At 72.4% G+C, this 16,801-nt stretch carries 10 protein-coding genes; 4 read left to right on the top strand and 6 right to left on the bottom strand.

The genetic code is table 11. From position 1 onward, the window contains the following. Positions 1–442: 442 nt before the first annotated feature. Positions 443–973: a MarR family transcriptional regulator gene (locus AB0M63_RS09755; RefSeq protein WP_355923667.1), complete on the bottom strand. Its 531-nt coding sequence runs from the start codon at positions 971–973 to the stop codon at positions 443–445. Positions 974–1,129: 156 nt separating this feature from the next. Between AB0M63_RS09755 and AB0M63_RS09760 the strand changes: the two genes are divergently transcribed. Further along, positions 1,130–2,389, top strand: coding sequence for an MFS transporter (locus tag AB0M63_RS09760; protein WP_366019464.1), 1,260 nt, complete (start codon positions 1,130–1,132; stop codon positions 2,387–2,389). Positions 2,390–2,396: 7 nt separating this feature from the next. Here the strand turns inward: AB0M63_RS09760 and AB0M63_RS09765 are convergent, their stop codons facing one another. Together AB0M63_RS09765 and AB0M63_RS09770 are read right to left on the bottom strand one after the other, a co-directional pair. Then, positions 2,397–4,055: a SpoIIE family protein phosphatase gene (locus AB0M63_RS09765; protein WP_366019006.1), complete on the bottom strand. Its 1,659-nt coding sequence runs from the start codon at positions 4,053–4,055 to the stop codon at positions 2,397–2,399. Positions 4,056–4,270: 215 nt separating this feature from the next. Continuing rightward, the gene (locus AB0M63_RS09770; RefSeq protein ID WP_355923663.1) at positions 4,271–5,638 is read right to left on the bottom strand and encodes an NAD(P)/FAD-dependent oxidoreductase; all 1,368 of its coding nucleotides are present in this window, start codon (positions 5,636–5,638) and stop codon (positions 4,271–4,273) included. A 377-nt stretch (positions 5,639–6,015) separates the two neighbouring features. On the opposite strand from AB0M63_RS09770, the gene AB0M63_RS09775 reads away from it, so the two are divergent. Next, complete coding sequence (locus AB0M63_RS09775; protein WP_366019007.1) at positions 6,016–6,786, top strand: helix-turn-helix domain-containing protein; 771 nt, start codon at positions 6,016–6,018, stop codon at positions 6,784–6,786. Positions 6,787–7,083: 297 nt separating this feature from the next. After that, positions 7,084–8,970: a sigma-70 family RNA polymerase sigma factor gene (locus AB0M63_RS09780; RefSeq protein WP_366019008.1), complete on the top strand. Its 1,887-nt coding sequence runs from the start codon at positions 7,084–7,086 to the stop codon at positions 8,968–8,970. 3 nt (positions 8,971–8,973) lie between these two features. Here AB0M63_RS09780 and AB0M63_RS09785 read toward each other — a convergent pair whose 3' ends face one another. The 3 genes from AB0M63_RS09785 to AB0M63_RS09795 all read right to left on the bottom strand — a co-directional run bounded on the left by AB0M63_RS09785 (position 8,974) and on the right by AB0M63_RS09795 (position 14,699). After that, complete coding sequence (locus tag AB0M63_RS09785; protein WP_366019009.1) at positions 8,974–12,195, bottom strand: BTAD domain-containing putative transcriptional regulator; 3,222 nt, start codon at positions 12,193–12,195, stop codon at positions 8,974–8,976. 192 nt (positions 12,196–12,387) lie between these two features. Further along, positions 12,388–12,588: a hypothetical protein gene (locus tag AB0M63_RS09790; RefSeq protein ID WP_366019010.1), complete on the bottom strand. Its 201-nt coding sequence runs from the start codon at positions 12,586–12,588 to the stop codon at positions 12,388–12,390. A 29-nt stretch (positions 12,589–12,617) separates the two neighbouring features. Continuing rightward, the gene (locus tag AB0M63_RS09795) at positions 12,618–14,699 is read right to left on the bottom strand and encodes an asparagine synthase-related protein (protein WP_355923654.1); all 2,082 of its coding nucleotides are present in this window, start codon (positions 14,697–14,699) and stop codon (positions 12,618–12,620) included. Between the two features lie 671 nt (positions 14,700–15,370). Between AB0M63_RS09795 and AB0M63_RS09800 the strand changes: the two genes are divergently transcribed. Continuing rightward, positions 15,371–16,795, top strand: coding sequence for an MFS transporter (locus AB0M63_RS09800; RefSeq protein ID WP_355923652.1), 1,425 nt, complete (start codon positions 15,371–15,373; stop codon positions 16,793–16,795). The last annotated feature ends 6 nt before the right edge of the window (positions 16,796–16,801 follow it).

Raw genomic sequence — 16,801 nt, forward strand, 5'->3', positions numbered from 1 at the left:
TCCTTTGTACTCACCCTCTCGGGCTTTCCTCCGGGCTTCCCTTCGGTCTTGCGTTTCCGACTCTATCAGACCGTTTCCGGACCCGATTTCCTCGGCGCTTTCCAGGTTTCCGCTTCCGCGTTTCCCTTTCCGGCGGTTCCGACTCTACCAGACCCTTTCGGGCCTGACTCCCAGTCAGCGGGGCTTGTCTTCCCAGCCCTTGGGCCGTTCCGACGTCTCAAACCTTAGCGGATCGACTCGGCAGTTCCTAATCGAGCTGCCGTACCCAAATCGAATTGAATTCGGGCACGCCGAAATCAATCCCGTTGGGAGATCGCGCTAATGGTTTGGGTTGCCGCTGATGCGGCGGAGGTGCTGTCGCAGAACCGTTACGGCCCTGCGGCAACCCGAAGAACTCTACGCATCGAGACAGGCAGTGTCAACCACCCTCTGTCAAGATCTTTTAGTCGAGATCGCTGAGACGTCCACCGGCGTCCGGCTGGGCGTGCTCCACCCTGCGCAGGAGGCGGGTGAGGACCTCACCGAGGGCCGTGCGCTCCTCCGGTGACAGGTCCTGGAGCAGCTCGCCCTCGAAGACCGTCGCCATGCGCATCGCCTCCAGCCACTTGCCGCGGCCCTCTGGCGTCAGCTCCACGATCACGCGGACGCGGTTGGACTCGTCCCGCTCCCTGGTGACCAGACCCTCGGCAACCATGCGGTCGATCCGGTGGGTCATCGCGGCCGGCGTGAGGCCGAGGCGCTTGGCGAGGTCGCTCGGGCCCATCCGGTAGGGGGCGCCGGAGAGGACGAGGGCCTTGAGGACCTCCCACTCGGCGTTGCTGAGGCCGAGGTTCGCGGTCTGGCGGCCGTAAGCGACGTTCATACGGCGGTTCAGGCGGCCCAGGGCCGAGACGATCTTCTCGACCTGGGGGTCGAGGTCCTGGAACTCGCGCTGGTAGGCGGCGATCTGCTCATCGAGTGTCGGTTCGCCCATGGGCGTCAGTATCGCACGGGCCCGCTTGGCGTTGAAGTCCTTCTGGATGTACTGTTTAGCTTCTAACTTTAGCTTCGAAGCCTTCGGTACTAAGAAGTACCGAAGGCGACCAACTACTTGATTGAGGTGAACGTGACCAGGGCGATGGGCGCAGCAATGCGCCGGATCCACGTGGGAAACGCACTCAGCGCGTTCGGGCTCGGCTTCACCGTCCCCTACCTGTACGTCTATGTGGCGCAGGTGCGGGGACTGGGAGCCATGACGGCGGGTCTCGTACTCGCCGTCTTCGCCGTGGCCGCGCTGATCGTGCTGCCGTTCGCCGGGCGGGCCATCGTCCGGCGTGGTCCCCGGCCGGTCCTCATCGCCGCCCTGGTTCTGGCCGCCGTAGGGTCGATGAGCCTGGGGCTGGCGGGTGACGCGACGGCGGTGCTGCTGTCGGCCGCCGCGCTCGGGGCCGGGCAGGCCGTGATGCAGCCGGCGCTCGCCACGATGATCGTGGACTGTTCGACGGCCGAGACCCGGTCGCGTGCTTTTGCCATGCAGTTCTTTCTGCAGAACCTCGGGCTCGGTGTCGGCGGTCTCATCGGCGGTCATCTGGTCGACACGACGAGCGCCGCCTCCTTCACGCTGCTGTTCGGGATCGAGTCGGCGATGTTCCTGGTGCTGGCCGGGGTCGTCGCGACCGTGCGGATGCCGCACTCGCCGAGCATCGGGGACGCCCCGTCGCGGTCGGCCAAGGGCGCCTGGAAGCAGTTGCTCGGCAACAAGGCCATGGTGCAGCTCGGTGTGCTCGGCTTCGTGCTGTTCTTCGCCTGCTACGGGCAGTTCGAGTCGGGGCTGAGTGCCTACGGGGTGGAGGCGGCCGGGATCTCGACGTCCGCGCTCGGTACGGCGCTGGCCGCGAACACCGCGATGATCGTGGTCGCGCAGTTCGCGGTGCTGAGGTTCGTCGAGCGGCGTCGGCGGTCCAGGGTGATCGCGGCCGTCGGGCTGATCTGGGCGCTGGCCTGGGTCACGGCGGGGTTCGCGGGGCTCGGGCACGGGAGTCAGGAGATGGCCACGGCTGCCTTCGTGTCGACGTACGCGCTGTTCGGGCTCGGTGAGGCGATGCTGTCGCCGACCGTCGCACCGCTGGTCGCCGATCTGGCGCCGGAGGGGATGGCGGGGCAGTACAACTCGGCCTTCGCGCTGGTGAAGCAGCTCGCGCTGGCCGTCGGGCCCGCGGTGGGCGGTCCGCTCGGGGCGTCGCTGCCGGGGCCGTACGTCGTGATGTTCCTGTTGTTCTCGCTGGGGATCAGCGTGCTGGCCGTGCGACTCGGGCGGCGGCTCACCGCCGTACAGGATCAGCCGTGGCGGGCGAAGGGGAGTCTGGTCGTCGCTCGGGGGGCTGTGGAGCCCGTGGGCGTGGAGGCGTAGAGCCCCCTCATACCGGGGCCGTCCTGGGGAGGACGAACTCGCACCAGACCGCCTTGCCGCCGCCCGGGGTGCGGCGGGAGCCCCAGGTGGAGGCGATCGTGGCGACGATCGCGATGCCTCGGCCGGACTCGTCGGCGGGTTCCGCGCGGCGGCGCCTGGGGAGGTGGTCGTCGCCGTCCGTGACCTCGACGATGAGGCGGCGGTCGGTGCGGCGCAGACGGAGGCGCATGGGCGGGGTGCCGTGCTGGAGGCTGTTGGCGACCAGTTCGCTGGCGGCCAGGACGCCGAGGTCGTGCAGTTCGGTGGGGAAGCGCCAACTGGTGAGGACTCCGGAGGCGAACGCACGCGCGCGTGGGGCCGCTTCGACTCCGCCGAGCAGTTCCAGGGCGGCGTTGCGGAAGAGGTCGCCGTCGTGGCCGGTGCGGGCCGGATGCTGGAGGACCAGGACGGCCACGTCGTCGTCGTGGTCGGCGGTGACGCCGAGCGCGCGGACCAGGCGGTCGCAGACCACCTGGGGGGTGCCGGTGGCGCCGGCCAGGGCGCGCTCCAGGGAGGCGATGCCCTCGTCCAGGTCCTCGTCCCGGCGCTCGACCAGACCGTCCGTGTAGAGGACCGCGGTGGAGCCGGGGCTGAGCGGGATCGAGCCCGAGGAATGGATCCAGCCGCCGGTGCCGAGAGGGGGGCCGGTGGGTTCGTCGGCGCGCTGGACCGCGCCGCTCTCGTCGCGGACGAGGATCGGGAGGTGGCCGGCCGAGGCGTACACCAGGCGCCCCTCGTTCGGGTCGAAGATGGCGTACACGCAGGTGGCGATCTGGTTGGCGTCGATCTCCGTGGCGAGGCCGTCCAGGAGCTGGAGGATCTCGTGCGGGGGCAGGTCGAGGCGGGCGTACGCGCGGACCGCTGTGCGGAGTTGGCCCATGACGGCCGCCGCCCGCACGCCCCGGCCCATGACGTCGCCGATGACCAGGGCGGTGCGGCCGCCGCCGAGGGTGATCACGTCGTACCAGTCGCCGCCGACGGCCGCTTCGGTGCCGCCGGGCTGGTAGGTGGCGGCGATGCGCAGGTCGTCGGGTTCTTCGAGTTCCTGGGGCAGCAGGGAGCGCTGGAGCGTTACGGCGGTCTCGCGCTGGCGGCGTTCGCTGGTGCGCAGGCGCTCGGCGGCCTCGGCGTGGTCGGTGACGTCGGTGGCGAAGATCAGGACGCCGCCCTCGCCGCTGTCGGCGCTCTCGGCGACCGGGGTGCAGGTGAAGGTGTAGGAGCGGCCGCCGGGGGCCTTGCGGGACTTCAGGGTGCGGGGCTTGCCGCTGCGCAGGACCTGGTCGAGGAGCGGGAGCAGGCCGAGTTCGTCGAGTTCGGGGAGGGCCTCGCGGGCGGGTGCGCCCAGCGGGCGGGTGCCGAAGGCGGTGACATAGGCGTCGTTGACGTACGCGATGCGCTGGTCGGGGCCGTGCACGAGGGCGACGAGGGCCGGGACGCGGTCGAGGACCTCGCGGACGGGCAGGTCGTCGACGGCGGGGACGGGCGGCGGCTCGTCGGTGAGCTGCTCGGCGCGGGCCGCGGGCACGGAGCCTTCCCCCCGCCGGTCCGGGGTGACCGTGTGGTCGGTCCGCGCTGCGGCGCGGCGCTGTGTTCCGGGGAGCCGGGCGCTCCAGCGCGTGAAGTTCACGAATCCTTGCCTCGTGTCAGGTGTCGTCGGCCCACTCCGGACCCTGCCGGGGGTCCGGGGGTTGCCCCCGGGAGATGCAGCACAGTGGGGAAAGCCTCTTGGGTGAGAAGGGCGAGCGTGGGCCCGCCCGAAGTCGTGGACCAGTCTGGCAGTGTGACCGAACCGGGCCGACATTCGTCAGACGCGCGGGCGGTCGGTGGAGTTCCTCGGTCGGATCAGTTCGACCCCTTCGGGTCCTGTGGAGGCTTTCCACCTGCCGCGAGTTCGAACTCCGCCCGGGGATGTTCGAGTGAACCGAGGGAGACGATCTCCCGCTTGAAGAGCCCCGCCAGGGTCCATTCGGCGAGCACACGGGCCTTGCGGTTGAAGGTGGGCACCCTGCTGAGGTGGTAGACGCGGTGCATGAACCAGGCAGGGTAGCCCTTCAGCTTCCGTCCGTAGACCTGCGCGACGCCTTTGTGCAGTCCCAGGGAGGCGACCGAGCCGACGTACTTGTGGGCGTACGTCTCCAGAGGCTCCTCGCGCAGGGCGTGCGCGATGTTGTCGCCGAGGACCTTGGCCTGGCGTACGGCGTGTTGGGCGTTGGGGGCGGTGTCGGTGCCGGGTTCGGGCGCGGTGACGTCGGGGACGGCGGCGGCGTCTCCCGCGGCCCACGCGTGCGTGGCGCCCTCGACCGTCAGCTCGGGGGTGCACTTGAGGCGGCCGTGCGCGGTGAGCGGGAGGTCGGTGGCGGCGAGGACCGGGTGGGGTTTCACGCCGGCCGTCCACACCAGCGTGCGGGTCGGGAAGCGCTGGCCGTCGCTGAGGACGGCGACGCGGTCGGCGCAGGATTCGAGGCGGGTCTCCAGGAGGACCTGGATGTTGCGTCGGCGGAGCTGGGTGACGGTGTAGGTGCCCATCTCCTCGCCGACCTCGGGGAGGATGCGGTTCGTGGCCTCCACGAGGATCCACTTCATGTCGTCGGCCTGGACGTTGTGGTAGTAGCGCACGGCGTAGCGGGCCATGTCCTCCAGTTCGCCGAGCGCCTCGACGCCGGCGTAACCGCCTCCTACGAAGACGAAGGTCAGGGCCGCGTCGCGGATCGCGGGGTCGCGGGTGGAGGAGGCGATGTCCATCTGCTCGATGACGTGGTTGCGCAGGCCGATGGCCTCCTCGACGGTCTTGAAGCCGACGCCGTGGTCGGCGAGGCCCGGGATCGGGAGGGTGCGCGAGACCGAGCCGGGGGCCAGGACGAGTTCGTCGTACGGCAGTTCCTGGCTGCCGGTGCCCTCCTCCTCGGTGGCGAGGGTGCTGAGGGTCGCGGTGCGCTTGCCGTGGTCGATGGCGGTGGCCTCGCCGATGACGATCCGGCACAGCGGGAGGACGCGGCGCAGCGGTACGACGACATGGCGGGGGGAGATCGAACCGGCGGCGGCCTCGGGGAGAAACGGCTGATACGTCATGTAGGGGTCGGGGGAGACGACGGTGATCTCGACCTGCCCGCGCCTGATTTCACGTTTCAACTTCTTCTGAAGGCGCAGGGCCGTGTACATCCCGACGTAGCCGCCACCGACAACGAGAATGCGCGCGCGTTCCTTCACCATCCCATGACGCACCCGGCGCTTGAGTTTGTCCACAGGCTCGACAAATTGTGTGACCGGCGGCCGAGGCCGCGCGCAGGCGCCGGAATCGCCGGAGTGCGGCGCAGGTGCGCAGGTCAGTGAGGGTGATCGGGGTGGTGTTGAGGGGCGCAATCGGGAGGTATGCGACCCGTACTCCGATCGGGGGGCGCTCCGTGCGGAACCTGCCCCTTCTGAATTGACCCCCTCTCAACTATGTTCGTGTGTCGACGGGGTGTAGGGGGATGCGCTCAGCGGGTCCGCGCGGAGCGAGGCTCGCGGACCGGGCTTGTCTCACGATGCTCCGGCTGCCGATGGCGGGGAGTCTCCGGGGGGAGACGTCATTAACCGGGGGAACGTGTATGCATATTCAGGACTCTCATTGGACATCCGCGTCTGCCGTCGCATCCGGCGCCGCGGTCGGTGCGGCGGCGGGAAACGGACGCGGGGACAGCTCGCGTACGGCGCCGTTGCGGGTGGACGCACAGCGCAATCTGGAGCACGTACTGCGTGCGGCGCGTGAGGTCTTCGGCGAGCTGGGATACGGCGCGCCGATGGAGGACGTGGCGCGGCGCGCGCGGGTCGGTGTCGGCACGGTGTACCGGCGCTTCCCGAGCAAGGACGTCCTGGTGCGCCGGATAGCCGAGGAGGAGACCTCCCGGCTGACCGACCAGGCGCGTTCGGCGCTCGGCCAGGAGGACGAGCCGTGGTCGGCGCTGTCGCGCTTCCTGCGGACGTCGGTGGCCTCGGGCGCCGGCCGGCTGCTGCCGCCGCAGGTGCTGCGGGTGGGCGTCGCCGACGAAGGCGAGGGCTCCCTGCTCGACGAGGCGCGGGTGCCGCAGCAGCGGACACAGCCGGGCACGGGCGAGTTGCGGCTGGTCCCGGAGGAGTCGGCGGGGTCCTTGAACTCCGCGGACTACGACGCCGGGGCGGCGGCGCTGCTGGAGGTCGTGGGCCAGCTCGTGGACCGGGCGCGCGCGGCGGGCCAGTTGCGGGCGGACGTGTCGGTGTCGGACGTGCTGCTGGTGATCGCCACGGCCGCACCCTCGCTGCCGGACGCGGCGCAGCAGGCGGCGGCCTCGGCCCGGCTGCTGGACATCCTGCTGGAGGGGTTGCGGTCGCGGCCCGTGTGAGGGTCGGCGGCCCGGTCCTGGGTGACTCGTACAGGTGACTGTGGTGCGTGGGTGCTGCGCCGCCCACGCACCGAACACTGCCCGGGAACATTGTCGGACATTTCGAACGTGGAGATCAACTCCCTTTCAGGGCAGGGAAGTTGAGCCTTCCCCGGAGGGGTGAAAGCTAGTACTGCGTTGCGGGAAAACCCCACGGACGAGTGGTTGGCCCGCCCAGCCGCTTACTGACGAAAAGTCGATATGGCAGGCTGACCCGTTGTTCGGGTCGGATTGGGCAGGCGGCGGGGGCTTTCCGCGATGAGTGTTGACGGGCGGGACGAGTCACTGGGTGACGGTGACCCGGAGGCCGGTGGGCTGACCTCACCACAGGTGCCGAGCCAGGGTGGGCGGGGCGGCGATCCCGGTGAGAGCGGTGTGCCGGCCCAGCGCGAGGGCAGTGTGCTGCCGCCGCCGCTGGAGATGCCGGCCGCCGACGCCTCGCTGATCGAGCGGATGCGCGCCGGTGACGACACGGCGTACGAGGAGCTGTACCGGCGCCACGCGGACGCCGTGCGCCGCTACGCCCGCACCTGCTGCCGCGACGCCCACACCGCCGACGACCTGACCGCCGAGGTCTTCGCCCGCATGCTCCAGGCGGTGCGCGGCGGCTCCGGGCCCGAGTACGCCGTACGCGCGTATCTGCTGACCTCCGTCCGGCGGGTCGCCGCGAACTGGACGAAGTCGGCGAAGCGGGAGCAGCTCGTCGACGACTTCGCGGTGTTCGCCGCGCAGTCCACCCGGGTGTCCGAGGTGTCGGACGACGACACACTGGACCTGGGCGCCGATGTCCGGGCGATGCACGAGGCCGAGCAGTCGATGGCCATGCAGGCCTTCCGGTCGCTGCCCGAGCGGTGGCAGGCCGTGCTGTGGCACACCGAGGTCGAGGACGAGTCGCCGAGCGAGGTGGCCACGCTCTTCGGGCTCGACGCCAACGGCACGCGCGTGCTGGCCAGCCGGGCCCGCGAAGGCCTCAAGCAGGCCTATCTCCAGGCCCACGTCAGCGCCACCCTCACCGACGACGAGGACTGCTCCCGCTACGCCGACCAGCTCGGTACCTACGCCCGCCGCCGGCTGCGCACCCGTGCCGAGCGGGGGCTGCGCAAGCACCTGGACGAGTGCGCCAAGTGCCGGCTGGCCGCGCTGCAGATCGAGGAGGTCGCCAGCGGTATCCCGGCGGTCGTCCCGGTCGCGGTCATCGGCTGGTTCGGCGCCGCCGGGTACGCCAAGGCGATCGCGCTGATCGCGGGCGGTGCCGGAGCGGGTGCGGCCGGCGCGGCGGGCGCCGCCTCGGCGGCGGGCGGGAGTTCGTCCGGCGGGGCGGGCGCCGGTGGCGCGGCGGCCTCCGAAGGACTCGGCGCACCGGTGAAGGCGGGCATCGCGGCCGGTGTGGTCGCCGCGGCGACAGCGGCGGCGATCGCCCTCGCGCTGACCGGCAACCACCACCCGGCGAAGAAGCCCGAGGCCAAACCGGCGCCCTCGTCCTCCCCCATCGCCAGGCCCGAGTCGCCGACACCGACGCCCCCCAGGAAGCAACCCGCCCAGAAACCGGTCGTGTTGGCACCCGCGCCGACCCCCACCCCGAGCCCGACGCCGACCCCCACGCCCACACCGAAGCCGACGCCGACTCCGAGGGCCACCCCGACACCGACCCCCACGCCCACACCGACGCCCACTCCCACCCCGACCCCGACCCCGACGCCCCCACCGGCGCCGACCGTCTTCCAGGTGAGCGAGCTGTCGTACAACGTCAACGGCGACGGCACCGCACCGGAGATCCGGCTCGGCGGCAGCAGTTGGGTATGGCAGCGCTACGGCGTCTCGATCGGCGGCACCCGGTACAGCCACGGGGTGACCGTGCACGGCCGGTCCTCCGTCACGATCGACCTCAACCGCCCGTGCGTCTCCTACGACGCGACGGTCGGCGTCGACGACATGATGCTGGGGATCGGCAGGCTCTCCTTCTCGGTGTACGCCGACGGGGTGCGACTGTGGCGGTCCGGGGAGATCGACGGCGGGGACCCGGCGGTGCCCGTCCATGTGGACCTCGCCGGGCGCGAGACCGTACAGCTGGTGGTCGAACCGCACAGCTCGTTCGACAAGTTGGCGCTCGCGGACTGGGCGGAGTCCAAGTTCACCTGCCGGTAGGAGTCAGGCCGAAGGGGGCAGTTCGGCCAGCGCCTCGGCCATGGTGAGGGTCCCGCCGCGGGCACGCTCGGCGGCGTAGCGCTCGGCACCCAGTTCGGTGCGGGCGGTGGCCTCGGTGCGCTCGGTCCGCGCGCGCTCCGGCATGGGGCGCGGATGACCGCCGCGCAGCCGGTCCGCCGCCGCGAACAGCCGTACCGCGCCCGGCAGTTCGTCGAGTTCGGCGAGCAGCGTCGCCGCCTGGTCCACCAGTGCCGCGGTGACCGCCTCGGCGCACCTCAGCTCCACGGCCTGGCGCAGGGCGGCGGCCATCGCCACCAGCCCGCGCTCGGGGCCGGACTCGGCGGACGTGACCAGGGCCTCGACCGCGCTCAGTGCCGCCCGGAACTGAGGCGGTGGCGTACCGCGTCCACTCTCCGCGCGGGACTGGTCGCAGTACGTGCGCGCTCGGGTCACCTCCCCGTCCTCCAGGGCGATGTGCGCGCGCAGCAGCAGGATGAACGCGTGGGCGTCCGGTACCCCGTGCCGGTCGGTCGCCTCGGTCGCCTCGTCCAGACCCGCGAGCGCGCTCTCCCGGTCACCGGCGCGGAAGGCCAGCTCGGCGAGCCGGGCGATGAGGAACGGTGTCTCGGTGTTCGCACCGACCTCGTAGGCGAGTGCCAGCGCCTCTTCGTACGCTCCCTTCGCCTCCTCGAAGCGGCCGCGGCCCATGGCGGCCTCGCCGACCGCGCTGGACACCTGGGCCCGCACCCAGCGGTCGCCGACACGACGGCAGAGCGTCCGCAGTTCCGCCAGGTCGTCGTCGATGCCCGCCATGCCGCCCGGCGAATCGACGACCATGTGGGTGCGGAACATCAGGATCACGGCCAGCTCCCAATCGCCGCCGTACGTACGCGCGTTGGCGACCGCCACGTCCATGACGTCCCGGATGTCCATCGTGTCGCGCAGGAAGTAGGCGGTGAACGGCCAGGCCAGCCCCGGCATCCGGGCCGCGTCCGGGCCGCCCGTGGCGAAGTGGTCCTGCACCAGCTCGACGTACCGGCGCAACCGCTCGTCCCGCAGTCCGTTCGGCAGGTGGTCCAGGGCGCCGGACTCGGCGCCGAGGAAGAGATGCAGCATCCGGAGGTTCATCCGCTGGGACCGCAGCGGATGACCGGTCTCCGCGTCCGGGTCGGCGAGGTAGGCGTGGAACGGGTCGAGCGCCTCTCCGGCTGTGATCAGGCCGAGGATGCGCTCAGTCCAATCGACGCCCTCCCGCCGGTAGTTGCGCAGCCACCAGAACCAGCCGACGGCGAGCGCCAGCGCGCCCGCCTCCGCCTCGTCGCGCTCGGCGACGGAGCGGGCGAGGGCCGCGCGGAGATTGTCCAGCTCGGTCTCCAGGCGGTCGATCCACGGGAGTTGGTCGCCCGAGCGGAGCAGCGGCTCGGCTTCCTCGACGAGGGCGCGCACCCAGGCCACGTGCCGGTGTTCGGCCGCCGTCCGCAGTTCGGGGGTCTCCGCGGCGCGCTCCACGGCGTACTCGTGGATGGTCTCCAGCATGCGGTACCGCATGCCGTCGTGCGCCTCCCCCGGGGTGGCCACGATCAGGGACTTGTCGACGAGCGCTCCGATCAGGTCCGCCACCGGCCCGGTGCACACGGTCTCGGCCGCCGCGAGGTCCCAGCCGCCGGCGAACACGGAGACCTCGCGCAGCAGCGTGCGCTCGGGCTCGTCGAGCAGGTCCCAGGACCAGTCGACGACGGCGCGCAGGGTCTGCTGGCGGGGCAGGACCGTGCGGCTGCCGGAGGTGAGGAGGCGGAAGCGGTCGTCGAGGCGGTCGGCGATCTGGCGCGGGCTGAGCAACCGCAGCCGGGCGGCGGCCAGTTCGATGGCGAGCGGCAGGCCGTCGAGGCGGCGGCAGATCTCCGCGACGGCCTCCGTGTCCTGGAGCACGGTCTCCGCGTCGGGCCGGACCGCTGCGGCGCGCTCCGCGAAGAGGCGGTGCGCCTGGTCGGGGACGAGGGGCTCGACCGGGCGCACGGACTCGCCGGGGACGCCCAGGGGTTCACGACTGGTGGCGAGGATCGTGAGCGCCGGGCAGCGGGTCAGCAGGGTCTCGGCGAGGTCGGCCACCGCGTCGATGACATGTTCGCAGTTGTCAAGGATCAGGAGTGGGCTGCGCGAGGCGCAGTACTCCACCAGCAGGGCGACCGGGTCGTCCTGCGGGCTGGTCAGCTCGGTGGTCATCAGCAGGGTCTCGCGCAGACCGAGGGCACTGACCACCGCGCCCGGCACCGCCTCCGGCCGGTCGAGCCGGGCCAGCTCGACCAACCACGCCTGCGGGAGCCCGGCGGCGGCTTCCTCGGCGAGACGGGTCTTTCCGGAGCCGCCCGGTCCGGTGAGGGTGACGAGACGGGCCCTGTGCATTTCGGAACGGATGGCGGCGATCTCGGGTTCCCGGCCCACGAAAGAGGTAAGCCGTGGACGCAGGTTGCCGTCGCGGGCGGGTCGCGCCGGGGCGGCCGTCGGTGCCGGCGGGTTCAGCAACTCAGCGTGCAGCGCCCGGAGTTCGGGGCCGGGATCGGCGCCCAGCCCTTCGGCGAGTGTGTGCCGGGCCGTCTCGTACGCGGCCAGGGCGTCGGCGGCCCGGCCCGTGTCACGCAGGGCGCGGACGAGGAGGGCGTGCAGCGGTTCGTCGTAGGGATGCGCCGCGGTCAGTTCCTTCAGCTCCGGTACGGCGTCGGCGGCGCGGCCGAGCAGCAGGCCGGCCTCGACCCGGGCGCGGGTCGCCTCCTTGCGCAGCGCGTCCGGGCGGGTGGCGGCGGAGCGGTCGGGGAGGTCGGCGAGGGCGGGGCCGCGCCACAGGGCGAGGGCCTCGTCGAGGTCGCGGGCGGCGCCGGCCGCGTCTCCCCGGTCGAGGGCGGCCGTGCCCTGGCGCACCAGTCGTTCGAAGACGAACAGGTCGACGTCGTCGCGGCTCGCGGCGAGCCGGTAGCCGCCCGGATCGGAGCCGACCGCGTCCTTGCCGACGGTACGGCGCAGCCGCCCGACGAGAGCCTGGAGGGCGGCCGGGGCGTCCTGCGGGGACTCGTCCGCCCACACCTCGTCGATCAGGGCGCCGGCGGGCACGACCCGGCCCGCATGCAGGGCGAGGGCGGCGAGCAGCGCACGCAGCCGCGCACCGCCGAGGGGCACAGCGGTGCCCTGGTCGTCCTCCGCCCGCGTACTGCCCAGGATTCTGTACCGCACCCGGCCATTGTCACCGGGCGCGCGGCACGAGGTCACGGCGTTCGGTGGCGGGTCCGGCGCTTGGGACGGTTTGTGGCGGTGTGCCGCGCGGGTTCAGGTCGGCCGGCAGCGGCTGGGCTCGGTGACTCGGTTGAGGACCGGGTCCTCGTCACCCCGCTGCGGGGAGAGGAGCTACGGGGGGCGTCCGGTTGTTCAGCCGCCGGTGCTGGACTCGTGCAGGCCGACATCCACTCGGGTGCCGCGCCGCTTGGCAGGGCTGGAGAGCAGCGCCCGCCGCCCGGCAACTCCCGGCTTGCGCCTGCCCGGAGGCTCGGTCGACGCCCGCTCCCCCGCCCGTACGGCACGCGCGCGTGCCGGGTCCCCGTGCAGCGGGTCAGCCGGGCAGGCAGGCAACCGCCCCAACCGTCCTGCCCCCGACCCCCTCAAGCCCCGCCCGCCGCCAACGCCCCCCGCTGCGGCCGGATCCCCGCCGGAACGGCACGCGCGCGTGCGGGCGTCCCCGTCCAACAGGTCCCCCGGCGGGCCAGAAGGCGGCCCAGCCACAGCTCCAGGGACACCAGGTCCGCGAGGCCGTCCAGGGGGAGCGGTTCGCCCTGGGCTGCCGCGCGGAGGGCCTTGCGGACCACTCGGGCCTCCACCAGGCCGGCTTGCGCCAGCAGGGGTGTGTCGAAGAGGGCCATCAGGGAGTCCGCGGCGACCCGGAGGCCCGTGCGGGACGCGGCCGCTGTCGAGGCGTGGGAGGGGGCGCCCCAGCCGGGTGGGAGGTCTCCTACGCCGGCGCCTTCCAGGACCGTACGGAGGATGGCCGCGCGGGCGCCTGGCTGGACCCGTAGGGCTTCGGGGAGGGTGCGGCAGGCGCGGACGACCTGGTTGTCCAGGAAGGGGGTGTGGAGGCGTTGGGAGCGGATCTCCGCGGCCTGTTCGAGGACGCGGAGGTCGGAGGCGTGGCGGGCGAGGGCGGCGCGGGCGCGGAAGTCGCCGGGGCGTTGGCCCGGGCCGACGCCTTGGCGGCTGGGCGCGCCTTGAAGGCGAACCGATACTTCAGCGAGGGCCTCGCCGGTCAGCCAGCGGGCGGCGGGCCCTGGTCTGGCCCAGGTGAGCGCGGCGAGGGACGCGCCGACCGCGCCGCCGGGCTCCTCGAAGCGCTGGTGCAGGAGTCGGTCGGCGAGGACTTCGAGCCCCGCGCCGTAGGGCGTACGGGCGAGGCGGCGGGCCGCGCCGTACACGCGCGCGGGGACCATCACGGAACCGTCCGCCTTCGCCAACGCGGCCACGGGGCGCACCAGATGGCGCCGTTTGCGGTCCATCAGGAGGTCGGCGAGGCGGGCCGGGTGGGCGTCCAGGACCTGGCGGGCGCCGTATCCGGTGAAGTGGTCGGCGCTGCCCGCCGCGAGCCGTGCGCGATGGCGCGCGGCGATGATCAGGGAGGGGCCTGGTTCGTCGGTGAGGGGGCCGTCGAGTTCGGCGTACGGCAGGACGTCCTCGCCGCCGGTCACGACCACGTGGTGCAGGCGGGGGTTGGCCGCGAGGGTGCCGGCCCGCTCGACCTCGGACTCGCGGCCGCGCACGGCGAGGTCGTTGAAGGTGACGGCCAGGAGGCGTTCGCCCGCGCCGGTGCCGTGCCCGAGGACCGTGCCCGGCGCCCCCGGCAGCCCGGCGGCGAGCAGGGCCAGCGTCCCGGAGGCGGGCCCCCCGGAGAGGTCGGCGCCGATCCCGGGGACGGGCATCCCACGCGCGGCACGCCGTTCGGCGGGTCCCATGCCGGGCACCGGGCCCGGGTCGATGTCGGGAACGTGCCGGGGCGCGGACAGGCGCGCGCGCACGGCGTCGACGAGGGCGTCCCGTACGGCGTCCACCGCACTGTCGGGGTCGACGGGCGCGGCCGCGACGGCGAGGGAGGCCACCGGCTCGTACCCGGCGATCTCGCGCGCCCCGGCGCGCAGGATGAGCGCATGCCCCGGCGGAATGCGACGCACCCCCTCGTACGGCGTCGAGTCGTGCAGCGCGGCCGGTACGTCCGGGGCGGCAAGCAGCGCGGCGAGGTGCCCGAAGTCGAGGTTGGCCTCGATGAGATCGGCCAGCGGGAGCGCGGCCGTGGAGTAGGCCGTACCGCCGGCCCAGGGGGTGAAGAACACCGGCTTGGCGCCCGCGAGATCACCGCAGACCATGGTGCGGCGGCCGATCTTGACGACCGCGGTGTAACTGCCGGACCAGGCGGTCAGATGCCGAAGTGCCCCTCCGCGCGCGGAGAACAGGCTCAGCCGCAGCTCCTCGTCGGTGGCGCCGCAGGTGCCGAGGACGGCGATCCGGGTCTCCGCGTCGACCTTCACGACCCGCACCTCGTCGGGCCGCCAGTCGCCGACCGCCCACAGCGGATCCGGGTCGCCCCACAGGAGTTGGGAGCCCACCGGGTGCACCGTCTCACCGTCGAGTCCGGTCGCCCCCGCGGAACCGATCGCGGCGGCTCCAGCGGCGGTACTGCTCCATCCCACCAACCACCGCATCGACGCCTCCACAGGCTGTGGACAACCAGTGCACCGCACGAACTGGGCACCATGCTGCCATGAAGGACGCCTTCCGGAGAGCGGCAAAAGCCGCTCGAGATCGCGCAAGTACGCCCAGGACAAGGGACAACCGGACAACGACGACCCTACGTCCGCGACGCGAATGCGCCCCCGATACGCTCCCCCAGAACACCTAACGCGCCCTCAACTCCCGTGGTAGGAGCGGTATTCGACGCTAAGGGGCGGGGATGATTTTCAGCCAAATCGGCGTTGCGGGCACAGGCTCGCGCACGCTCCGTACACGCCTTGCGCACCGCTTCGCACCGCGCACAGTCCGGGAGGCGGAGTACGCCTCCCGGACCGGTCCGCCGCCCGCGGGGATGTAGGCGGCGGTGTCCCCCAGCCCACTGGATCCAGTACAGCGGGCCGACCCACGCACGATCCATCGAAGCGCTCCCGCGATGGCCGGAGAAGAGCGCACACACGGGCGCACGGCCACACGGCGGGGGCACGTCGCAACCCTGTGTGCAAACCCCGCACTCGCGTACGGACCACAATCCCGCCAACCGGAACAATGCCCCTTAACGCTTGGGATGCGGCGAACTACGCTGGGTTTACGAATGCCGCATGGTTATGCCAGCGCGGCAGCCGTCTGTGTCGAGGGGTGGCGCATGTCCAGGGAGCAACGCGGGCCGAACGAAAAACTCGGCACCGTTCTCGCCCTCGCGGGAATCAGCAACGCAGGACTCGCACGTCGCGTCAACGATCTTGGCGCTCAACGCGGGTTGACACTTCGCTACGACAAGACGTCGGTGGCGCGCTGGGTGTCGAAGGGAATGGTGCCCCAGGGCGCCGCCCCGCACCTCATCGCGGCCGCCATCGGCCAGAAGCTCGGCCGCCCGGTGCCGCTCCACGAGATCGGCCTGGCGGACGCGGATCCCGCGCCGGAAGTGGGCCTCGCCTTCCCGAGGGACGTCGGTCAAGCCGTGCGTTCCGCAACGGAGTTGTACCGCCTCGACCTCGCCGGCCGCCGGGCCGGCTCCGGCGGCATCTGGCAGTCACTCGCCGGGTCGTTCGCAGTCAGCGCATACGCAACGCCCGCCTCACGCTGGCTGATAACCCCGGCCGACAGTTCGGTGGCGCGGGAGGCGAACTCCTCGGAGGGCGCGAGCGCACCGCTCAAAGTCGGCCACAGCGATGTGCAGAAGCTGCGGGAGGCCGCGGAGGACGCCAGGCGCTGGGACTCCAAGTACGGGGGCGGCGACTGGCGTTCGTCCATGGTGCCGGAGTGCCTGAGGGTAGAAGCGGCACCACTGCTGCTCGGCTCGTACTCCGACGAGGTCGGCAGAGCCCTCTTCGGGGCCAGCGCCGAACTCACCCGCCTGGCAGGGTGGATGGCCTTCGACACCGGCCAACAGGAGGCGGCGCAGCGGTACTACATCCAGGCCCTGCGCCTGGCCCGCGCGGCGGCGGACGTGCCGCTGGGCGGCTACGTACTGGCGTCGATGTCGTTGCAGGCGACCTACCGCGGCTTCGGCGACGAGGGCGTCGACCTCGCGCAGGCCGCCCTGGAGCGCAACCGCGGCCTGGCCACCGCCCGCACGATGAGCTTCTTCCGGCTCGTCGAGGCACGCTCCCACGCGCGCGCGGGGGACGCCCAGGCGGCCGGCGCGGCCCTGAAGGCGGCCGAGGGCTGGCTGGAGCGGTCCCGCGACGGGGACAACGACCCGTCCTGGCTCGGCTTCTACTCCTACGACCGCTTCGCCGCCGACGCCGCCGAGTGCTACCGCGACCTGAAGGCACCGCGCCAGGTCCGCCGTTTCACGGAGCAGGCGCTGTCGAAGCCGACGGAGGAGTTCGTGCGCTCGCACGGCCTCAGGCTCGTCGTCTCGGCGGTCGCCGAACTGGAGTCGGGCAACCTCGACGCCGCGTGCGAGCAGGGCGTACGGGCGGTGGAGGTCGCGGGGCGCATCTCGTCGGCCCGCACCACCGAGTACGTGAAGGACCTCCTGCACCGGCTGGAGCCGTACGGCGACGAGCCGCGGGTGGTCGAGCTGCGGGAGCGGGCCCGGCCCCTGCTGATGGCCCCGGCCTGAGCGGTA

The sequence above is a fragment of the Streptomyces sp. NPDC051576 genome (genome assembly GCF_040681835.1).
Classification (GTDB): domain Bacteria; phylum Actinomycetota; class Actinomycetes; order Streptomycetales; family Streptomycetaceae; genus Streptomyces.

Bases quoted from the DNA above. Each gene is read 5' to 3' on its own strand.
- AB0M63_RS09780 (WP_366019008.1), top strand. From the start codon at position 7,084: ATGAGTGTTGACGGGCGGGACGAGTCACTGGGTGACGGTGACCCGGAG.
- AB0M63_RS09800 (WP_355923652.1), top strand. From the start codon at position 15,371: ATGTCCAGGGAGCAACGCGGGCCGAACGAAAAACTCGGCACCGTTCTC.
- AB0M63_RS09755 (WP_355923667.1), bottom strand. From the start codon at position 973: ATGGGCGAACCGACACTCGATGAGCAGATCGCCGCCTACCAGCGCGAG.
- AB0M63_RS09795 (WP_355923654.1), bottom strand. From the start codon at position 14,699: ATGCGGTGGTTGGTGGGATGGAGCAGTACCGCCGCTGGAGCCGCCGCG.
- AB0M63_RS09770 (WP_355923663.1), bottom strand. From the start codon at position 5,638: ATGGTGAAGGAACGCGCGCGCATTCTCGTTGTCGGTGGCGGCTACGTC.
- AB0M63_RS09760 (WP_366019464.1), top strand. From the start codon at position 1,130: ATGCGCCGGATCCACGTGGGAAACGCACTCAGCGCGTTCGGGCTCGGC.
- AB0M63_RS09775 (WP_366019007.1), top strand. From the start codon at position 6,016: ATGCATATTCAGGACTCTCATTGGACATCCGCGTCTGCCGTCGCATCC.